Raw genomic sequence first — 7,841 nt, forward strand, 5'->3', positions numbered from 1 at the left:
AAAGCTTTTCCTGAGGCTCAGATTGTGATTGACCGTTTTCACATTGTCCAACATTTGACCAATGCTTTCAAAACGGTTCGGATTCAAGAAATGAATAAACTGAACCGCTATTCTGGTGAAGAAGCTAAAAAATACCGTCGTATCAAGCGTTTGTGGAGACTTCTGCAAAAAGACTATGGTTGTTTATCATCTGAAGCTAAGTATAATCCCCTGTTTAATCGTTATGTATCAGCACAAGATATAGCTTTAGAACTGGCCAATTATAGCCCTGTGTTGATGGAAACTTGGAACCTTTATCAACTGCTACTTGGATATTTTAAGGAAAGAAATGCGGACTACTTTTTTGACTTGATTCGAGAGAGCCAAAATTCAGAGCTCCTCCCTCAAAGCTTTCGTGATAAGCTAGCTTTTCTTTTAAAGAAGGAAGAATCTATCCGTCTAGCCCTTTCTGTGCCTTACAATAATGGCCTCGTTGAAGGAACTAATAATAAAATTAAGCTTCTGAAGCGCTCTGCTTTCGGCTATCGGAAACATGAGCATTTATTTGCCAGAGTTTACTGGATGCAATCTCCTGCTGTCCACTCTATCTAAAAATCCTCCCCTCTAAGGAGGGGAGGGCGTGTATCATAGGCTTCTGAAGAATTAGAAGAAATGCGCAACCTAGTGGTGAAAAGATTCCAAGCCATCAGGCTTGGAATCTTCACACCACTGGGTCTTGCATCTCTTTAACTTCTAGAAGCCAAGGTCATATGCACAGTTCCACTGTGAAAATTTAAAATACTGACAGCTAGTCCCACCCTCGCAAGGCTGATTAGGCTCTCTTCTGAGCTTGAAAAGCGAACGAAGAGGCCAATCAGCTACTGCGTCAAAGGCATTTTGTTAGCCAAAGTCAATGAAGCTAGACTTTTGTCCCAGCCTCGGCTTTTTAGATAGAGTGAATAGCGGTAGTCTGCATCCAGTAAGTTCTGGCAAATAGATGCTCGTGCTTCCGATAACCAAATGCAGAGTGTTTCAGAAGCTTAATCTTATTATTAGTCCCCTCAACGAAACCATTATTATAAGGTAGGGATAAGGCCAAGTGTATACTCTCTTCCTTCTTCAAGAGGAAAGCTAGCTTATCACGGAAACTTTGGTATAAAATGTCTGAATTCTGACTCTCTCGAATCAAGTCAAAAAATAGTCCGCATTTCGATCCTTGAAATATCCAAGTAATGGCTGATAAAAGTCATAAGTTTCTTTCAAAACAGGGTTATAATCGATCAGCTTCAAAGCTATGTCTTGAGCGGATAAATAGCGCTTAAAGAGATGATGATACTTAACTTCTTCACCTGAATGGCGATTCAAGTGATTCATTTCTTGAATTCGAACGTTTTTAAAGGTATTGGTTAGCTGCTGTATAATATGTAAACGATCAATAAAAATTCTAGCTTTTGGAAAAGTTTTTTTGACCATGGAATCATAGGCTGCATTCATATTCATTATAACAAACTATTACATCGTTCTTCATAGGAATAACCATTGAAAAATTCGAGTAGTTTATGGGTTCGACGATCATCTAGAGTTGTATGAATCTACCTACTGTCCCAATCCATGGCAATAAAAGCCATAGCTCCCTCACAATCTCGAGTAGCTTTAGATTCATCGATAGCTAATACTCGAGGGAGAGGTCTTGGTGCCAGGTTGTTTACATACTCTATTAATTCTAATGGCGCTCCATACACAATCTCTGATGTTTTTTCACTTATCAGTTTACTAGGAATTGCTTTTTTTGCATTCTAAATTACAAAAAAAGTTGCATGGAGTGCAAGCTTTCCATGCAACTTATTATAGAACCTTTCCTTATTATTCATTGTATAAGAGAGCTGATTAATCTGTTTATTTTAGTAGTCTCATTAATTAGAAGTTCTTGGTATTCTTTAAAAGGTTTATTACTATGAAACTCAATTAATTCTTCAAAAAATTTATCAGGGGTACTAAAAACTTCTAAAGGAACATCGGAAATTTTATAATGGAAGATATTGTTTCTAAAAGATTGATCGATGTTTAAATGTTTTTCTTTGTTGTCTATAATTTTACTAAATTGTTTGTTTTGAAAATTTGAGAAACATGAATTATATTTTTCATAGACTGTCCTTAGTGCGTTAATACTTACTAAGTAGCATTGGATTAATGATCTGGTGAAGAATTTTTCTTTTGATTTTAGGACATCAGGGATTAGGTAAAGTATAAAGTTATTCTGACATAATATATTAAAAAGAAATAACTGTGTTTCAAGAGGGAGACTTCCTGTTAAGAAGTTTTTTCTTTTTTTATCAAGTAAAAAGAAGTCTTTGAGCACAAAATCACTGGGATCTACATGTTGAATTGGAATAGTTGAAATCGTTTTTAAATTTACAGAATTAATTAAAGTACCTAGGTTTTTGCTATACTCCAAAAGGAGAGTAGAAACTTCGCTTGAAAAATAAGGAACCTCCTTTCTATCGCTCTTAGATAGAATACTTTCTAAATATATATGCTGTTGATTAGTATTGGCATAAGGAATACCTTTGTAATAAAAAACACCTAAATCTTCCTGACCACAGATACGGACAATTAATTTTTGAAGTAAGTTATATTTTTTCATCATCTGTGAGTAAAATACTTTTTCTATCTCAAGTATGGATTTGATAGCTTTATTAAACCTTTTATCTGAATATTGTTTATAGCTAACTCTTACATTCGCAATAATTTTTTTAAGTTTTTGTTTTCCGATATCTGGTAACTCTTCAATATGCTCTTCAGGCAAGAAATGTAGTATACCATCACTCAATGAAGATATAAATGGAAGAGCTCCGATTGAAATTTTAGAATATATGTCATGTTTAAGGTTCACTAGATTCTCAAGTAATTGTCTTACTTCAGTAGTCTCATCTAGCAAAACCGAAAAAGATATTTCATCTAGCGGGGCCATAGTACTCCTTTGAAAATCGATTTTCATTTTTAAAATACAAAAATTTCTAAGAAAATTATTGTAAGATATTGAATATGAATTTACTATTATCATTGTATCATTCTTTATTCAGAACATGAATTGTCAAGTATAACACAGTAATAGATTATTTGGACGACTGTTGATAGTATCGAAATCTCTTTCTAGTTGTCTGTGATTTAAAAGATTGATAGACTTCTCTTTTGGAATGAATTTACAAAGCAATTCATTGAAATTCTTCTTTTATACGAATAATAAAGGTAGTTAGAGTAGATTTTATCTATATAAGTTAATTTTCCTAATTGTACAAAGTATGATATTAGGATATATATAATTATCTCTACTGCAGCATTTTCAAAGTTTCTAAATCTAAAGGGGCTTTGTTTGGGATATGATATGTTAAATCCTATCCAGAAGGGTAAAATCCCCTATCCTGGTATTCTGCTTGATCTATGGTAGTATAAGAATAATCGGTGAGATTTTTAGTGGCCGTTTATTTTGAAGATTGATTAGGGGGGCGTGCCACCCCGGAAGGGAGTTTATATGACCACAGGACAGGAACATCAGCTACAGACTATGGAAGTGGCTTTGGAACGTTTCCAGCCTCGGATTGAGGCACTCCAGGAGGCTGTAGAAGCCTTCCAGGAGCATCATGGGGACTATCAAGCTCTCCGAGACTTTTATGGGAGTGAGGCTTGGCTAGAGCTCCATGAGAACGCTGGTCTCGGTGAAGCTTGTGGGGTGCTCAGTCAAGATCGGCTCTATGATTTGATTACAGATCACGATCACCTACTTGGTGATTTACTGGAGCTGGTTTCAATTATGTATTCTCACCGTTAGTCCTTTTTTTCTTTCCTACTTTCGAATTAAAAGATGAGGGCCCCAAATAAGAAGGAAAGTGAGGAAGAAACGGATGAATACGATTCCCCTAACAGAAGCAGCTGAAATCCAAGGAGGTAGCCAAGCCTGGTGTCCAGGTAAGGTCCTAGTTCCAGGTTTTCCCTACCCCTATCCAAGTGGTCCTCTGGGACCTGTTCCGACTTGCCCTGAAAGTGAACTGATTGACGTGGCTAATCTCCAGCTAATCACGGGTGGTGCCGGTTACGTGAGTGAGGCTGGCAGTGCCATTGGTAAAACCTGGGCCATGATTTACAAAACCGGCCGTGACTTTGGTCGCAGTCTGGTTAATGCTCTAATTCCCTAGGAGGTAGCCATGAAGCAAGAACTCAAACCAAGCGACTTGCAAGCCTTGCAAGGTGGTGTTGTCAATCCTTTTGTGGTTGGCGCAGCCCTCATTACAGTCCCCTTTGTTTTCGGGGCGATAGCCGGAGCTGCAGATGAGTATTCGCGGAAACACGGACACTCGTAAGGTTGGAGGCTGTTAGTGATGGGCAAAGAACATTAGCAATCGACAAGGAGCCCTGCTGAATAGTATCAGTAGGGCTGAGCAAAGCTCGCAGTCACTGAGATTTATCACGACAGGTAGACAAAGGCCCGTTTTGATTTTTAAAGAGTGTGAAAAAGAACCGGTAGCTGGGATGGCTACTGGTTCTTTGTGATTATTAAGCTTCAATGCCACTGAATTTCAGCATTTTCATGAGGAAGCGGGCCATGGCCTGGGGACTTTCTTTTTTGCCTTGGGCAATCCAGAGTTGGTAGACGCCCAGGAAGGCATTGGAGAGGTAGATGGCTGCGTATTTCTTTTCCTTATCTTGGAAGAGCTCGTGGCTGTAGCGACCTTGCCAGCCATTTTCCAAGAGGATATGCAGGCGTTTCCGAATGAATTGTTGAATTTCTTGGGTGCCATTTTCAGATAGGAGGGTAGCCAGGAGCGGTTCCCGTTTGAGAAATTCAAAAATCTCTGTAATGGTAGCTTCCAGATGTCCATCATGTTTGTCAAAAATATAATCCAGGGTATGGAAAATCCGATCCTGATAATGGTCAATCATATCAAATTTGTCTTTATAGTGGGTGTAAAAGCTGGATCGGCTGATCTCGGCTTCCTGGGTCAGTTTGACCGTTGTAATCTGGTCAAAGGGCTGATCTGAAAGAAGCTTTACCATGGCGTTTTCTAGGCATTTTTTAGTCTTTTGTCTTTTATTACTCTCCATCGATTTTCCTCCTTGCATTTAAAATTTGAAGTGGTATAATCTATTCTATCAAAAATAGACACTGTGTGCAAAAAATGGAGGGTGACAGATGTTTAAAGAGTGGAAAGCCATTTTTAAACGACCTAAATTCATTGTGGTAATGTTGGGAGTCTCCTTGATTCCCTTCCTGTATAATGTTATTTTTTTGAGTTCGATGTGGGATCCCTACGGAAAATTGTCGGACTTACCTGTTGCAGTTGTGAACAAGGACCAGTCAACGGTTTTGAATGGGCAAACCTTAGCCATCGGAGACCAGATGGTTGCCAATATGGAGAAGGGCAAGGCTCTTGATTTTCATGTAGTCAATCAAGCAACAGCTGATCGCGGTTTGGAAAAGGGAGATTACTATATGGTGGTTGAGCTACCAGAGGATCTTTCTCAAAAAGCAGCTTCGATTATGACCAGCGATCCCCAACAAATGAAAATCCAGTACAAAACGTCAAGTGGACATGGATTTGTAGCTGGGAAGATGAGTGATTCAGCCATGAATGTGCTCAAGGAATCGGTTCAAAAAAATATTATCAACAACTACACCTCAACCCTGTTTAGCAGTATGAAAGAGCTACAGACTGGAATGGGGACAGCTAGTGCCGGCAGCAGCCAGTTGGCAGATGGTGGTAAACAGCTTCAGGCTGGTTCAGACCAGCTAACCAATGGTTTACAACGCTTGGCTAGCTCGACCTTGTTGTTCTCAGATGGAGCCAAGCAATTGGAAACAGGTCTTGGGCAGTACACGGCTGGCGTGGGTCAACTGGCTGGTGGTCTTGGCCAGTTGGCGACGGGTGTGAACCAGTATACAGGTGGGGTAGCCCAGCTGTCAGCGGGAGCAGACCAACTGGATGCAGCTTCGGGGCAATTGCAGGCTGGTGTGCAGGCCTTGCAAGAGGCTGCGCGTGGTGGCGATTTGACAGCTCTGGTAGACGGTTCTAATCAAGTAGCTGCGGGAATGGGGCAACTAGCCGCCCAGTTGGCTGGTGTTAGCCTTTCATCCGAACAAGCTGCGTCGATTGATCAAGCCCTTGCCCTTTTGACCAATCTTCAAAGCCAATTAGGACAAGGGCAGGATCCAACGGCTGGAATCAAGGCAGGTTTGAGCCAATTAGAGGCGGATTTATCAGCTCTAATGGCTGGTGCTGGAGCTCCGACTGGGGCCAATGCGGCTGCTTCCGTAGCAGCGACGGCTGCCTTCCAAAAATTGGATCCGGCTGAGCAGGCGGAAATTTTAGCAGCCTTACCGGTAGATTCAGCAGGTTCGACTACGGACATAGGCCAATTGCAGGCACTACTCGGGGGTGTGCAGTCTCTCTCAGCGGCTCTTGATCAAAATGGGGCTAGCTTGGGGCAGGAATTAGCGCCCCTGGTTAACCAAGCCTTGGCAGATTTACAAACGCTCCAAAATGGAATTGGTCAGTTCGGCCAAGTACAGGCTGCCACTCAAGCGCTGGCTCAAGGCTCTGCTGCAGTAGCTTCTGGCTTAGATCAGCTCCAAAATCAACTGCAAACAGGAGCTGCAGACTTGGCAGGCGGTGTCTCTGCTTATACAGCGGGAGTTTCAGAATTGGCTCAGGGAGCTCGGACCTTGAATGAGAACTCCGGTCAACTACAATCCGGGGTTGCCCAGTTGCAATCGGGAGCCAACCAGTTGGATGCCAATTCTGGTGCCTTGCTTGACGGAGCTTCGAAATTAGCCACTGGTGCTAGCCAACTCCAAGACGGTTCCCAAACCCTAGCCCAGGGTGGTGACCAGCTTGGAACTGGAATGACCTCGTTGGTGGATGGTTTGGTCAGCCTCCAAGTAGGTTTGGATAAGGCCAATCAGCAATTGCAAAAAGCCAATGTTGGAGAGGACAATGCCAATACCTTATCTAGTCCGATTGCGCTTGAAAAAACCGAGCAGGACCAAGTTCAGGTGAACGGAGTTGGAATGGCTCCTTACATGGTTTCAGTAGCCCTCTTTGTTGCAGCGATTGCCACCAATACAATTTTCCAAACGCTTCCGTCAGGCAGACAGCCTTCAACTCGTTGGTCTTGGTTGAAGGCGCGTTTGGAAGTGAATGGAATCATTGCCTTGGCAGCAGGTCTCTTGGTTTACGCTGGGATTCATCTGATTGGTCTGACAGCCAATTATGAACTAGCTACGCTTGGGGTGATTCTCTTAGCTAGTATGACCTTTATGGCCTTGGTGACAACACTGGTAACCTTGGACAATAAGGTTGGAGCTTTCCTAGCCCTAATCCTCTTGCTCTTGCAACTGGGAGCTAGTGCTGGAACCTATCCAATTCAACTGTCCAATTCCTTCTTTGAGGCGATTCACCCTTGGTTACCAATGTCTTACTCGGTATCCGCCTTACGGGAAACCATCTCAATGACAGGTCAAATTGGCAGTCAAGTCGCCTTTCTCAGTGTGACCTTGGTGCTTTCCATCCTGGCCGGCTATCTGATTTACCAACCCAAGAAGGGAGTGTGACAGAACTAAATTTGAAAAAATTTAGTTGATTCGCTTTCTTAATTTTAGGCTTACTTTGCCTTCCAATTTCTTGGCTCGGGTTGAAAAGGTTCTCCGAACCTACCTCGCGCCCTTATTTTTAGGCTCGGGTGAGCTTGGGACAAAAAGTCCCGTAAAGTATAAAAAGGAGAGATTCATTCGTTGAAATGAGTCTCTCCTTTTCTTTTTAGGTACTCCTCTTCCCATATTTGAGGAGGTTATTGGCCATAAGAACCAA

The 7,841-nt window shown here is 41.8% G+C and carries 9 protein-coding genes; 5 read left to right on the forward strand and 4 right to left on the reverse strand.

Annotated elements, in window-relative coordinates:
* A partial coding sequence (locus HZY94_RS01710) for a transposase (RefSeq protein ID WP_179924762.1) occupies positions 1-591 on the forward strand: 591 nt, incomplete at its 5' end.
* Between the two features lie 334 nt (positions 592-925).
* Here the strand turns inward: HZY94_RS01710 and HZY94_RS10720 are convergent.
* From HZY94_RS10720 to HZY94_RS01725, 3 genes are all read right to left on the reverse strand, one after another.
* Positions 926-1,168, reverse strand: coding sequence for a transposase (locus HZY94_RS10720; protein WP_179924763.1), 243 nt, complete (start codon positions 1,166-1,168; stop codon positions 926-928).
* Entirely contained in the window at positions 1,165-1,479 is a 315-nt protein-coding gene (locus tag HZY94_RS01720; protein ID WP_373683174.1) for a transposase, read from the reverse strand. Before HZY94_RS01720 ends, HZY94_RS10720 begins: the two co-directional genes overlap by 4 nt.
* Positions 1,480-1,846: 367 nt before the next feature.
* The gene (locus tag HZY94_RS01725) at positions 1,847-2,950 is read right to left on the reverse strand and encodes a hypothetical protein (protein ID WP_179924765.1); all 1,104 of its coding nucleotides are present in this window, start codon (positions 2,948-2,950) and stop codon (positions 1,847-1,849) included.
* A 561-nt stretch (positions 2,951-3,511) separates the two neighbouring features.
* On the opposite strand from HZY94_RS01725, the gene HZY94_RS01730 reads away from it, so the two are divergent.
* The 3 genes from HZY94_RS01730 (at position 3,512) to HZY94_RS01740 (ending at position 4,337) form a co-directional block, all read left to right on the forward strand.
* A complete protein-coding gene (locus tag HZY94_RS01730; RefSeq protein WP_179924766.1) occupies positions 3,512-3,808 on the forward strand; it encodes a DUF4298 domain-containing protein in 297 nt (98 codons plus the stop codon).
* 73 nt (positions 3,809-3,881) lie between these two features.
* Positions 3,882-4,172 (forward strand): hypothetical protein, encoded by a 291-nt coding sequence (locus tag HZY94_RS01735; RefSeq protein WP_179923357.1) that lies wholly within the window; start codon positions 3,882-3,884, stop codon positions 4,170-4,172.
* 9 nt (positions 4,173-4,181) lie between these two features.
* Entirely contained in the window at positions 4,182-4,337 is a 156-nt protein-coding gene (locus tag HZY94_RS01740; protein ID WP_179924767.1) for a hypothetical protein, read from the forward strand.
* A gap of 193 nt (positions 4,338-4,530) precedes the next feature.
* Here the strand turns inward: HZY94_RS01740 and HZY94_RS01745 are convergent, their stop codons facing one another.
* Positions 4,531-5,079 (reverse strand): TetR/AcrR family transcriptional regulator, encoded by a 549-nt coding sequence (locus tag HZY94_RS01745; RefSeq protein WP_179924768.1) that lies wholly within the window; start codon positions 5,077-5,079, stop codon positions 4,531-4,533.
* A gap of 88 nt (positions 5,080-5,167) precedes the next feature.
* On the opposite strand from HZY94_RS01745, the gene HZY94_RS01750 reads away from it, so the two are divergent.
* A complete protein-coding gene (locus tag HZY94_RS01750; protein WP_179924769.1) occupies positions 5,168-7,585 on the forward strand; it encodes a YhgE/Pip domain-containing protein in 2,418 nt (805 codons plus the stop codon).
* The last annotated feature ends 256 nt before the right edge of the window (positions 7,586-7,841 follow it).

Origin of the sequence: Streptococcus danieliae, assembly GCF_013415245.1 — a bacterium.
Taxonomy (GTDB): domain Bacteria; phylum Bacillota; class Bacilli; order Lactobacillales; family Streptococcaceae; genus Streptococcus; species Streptococcus danieliae_A.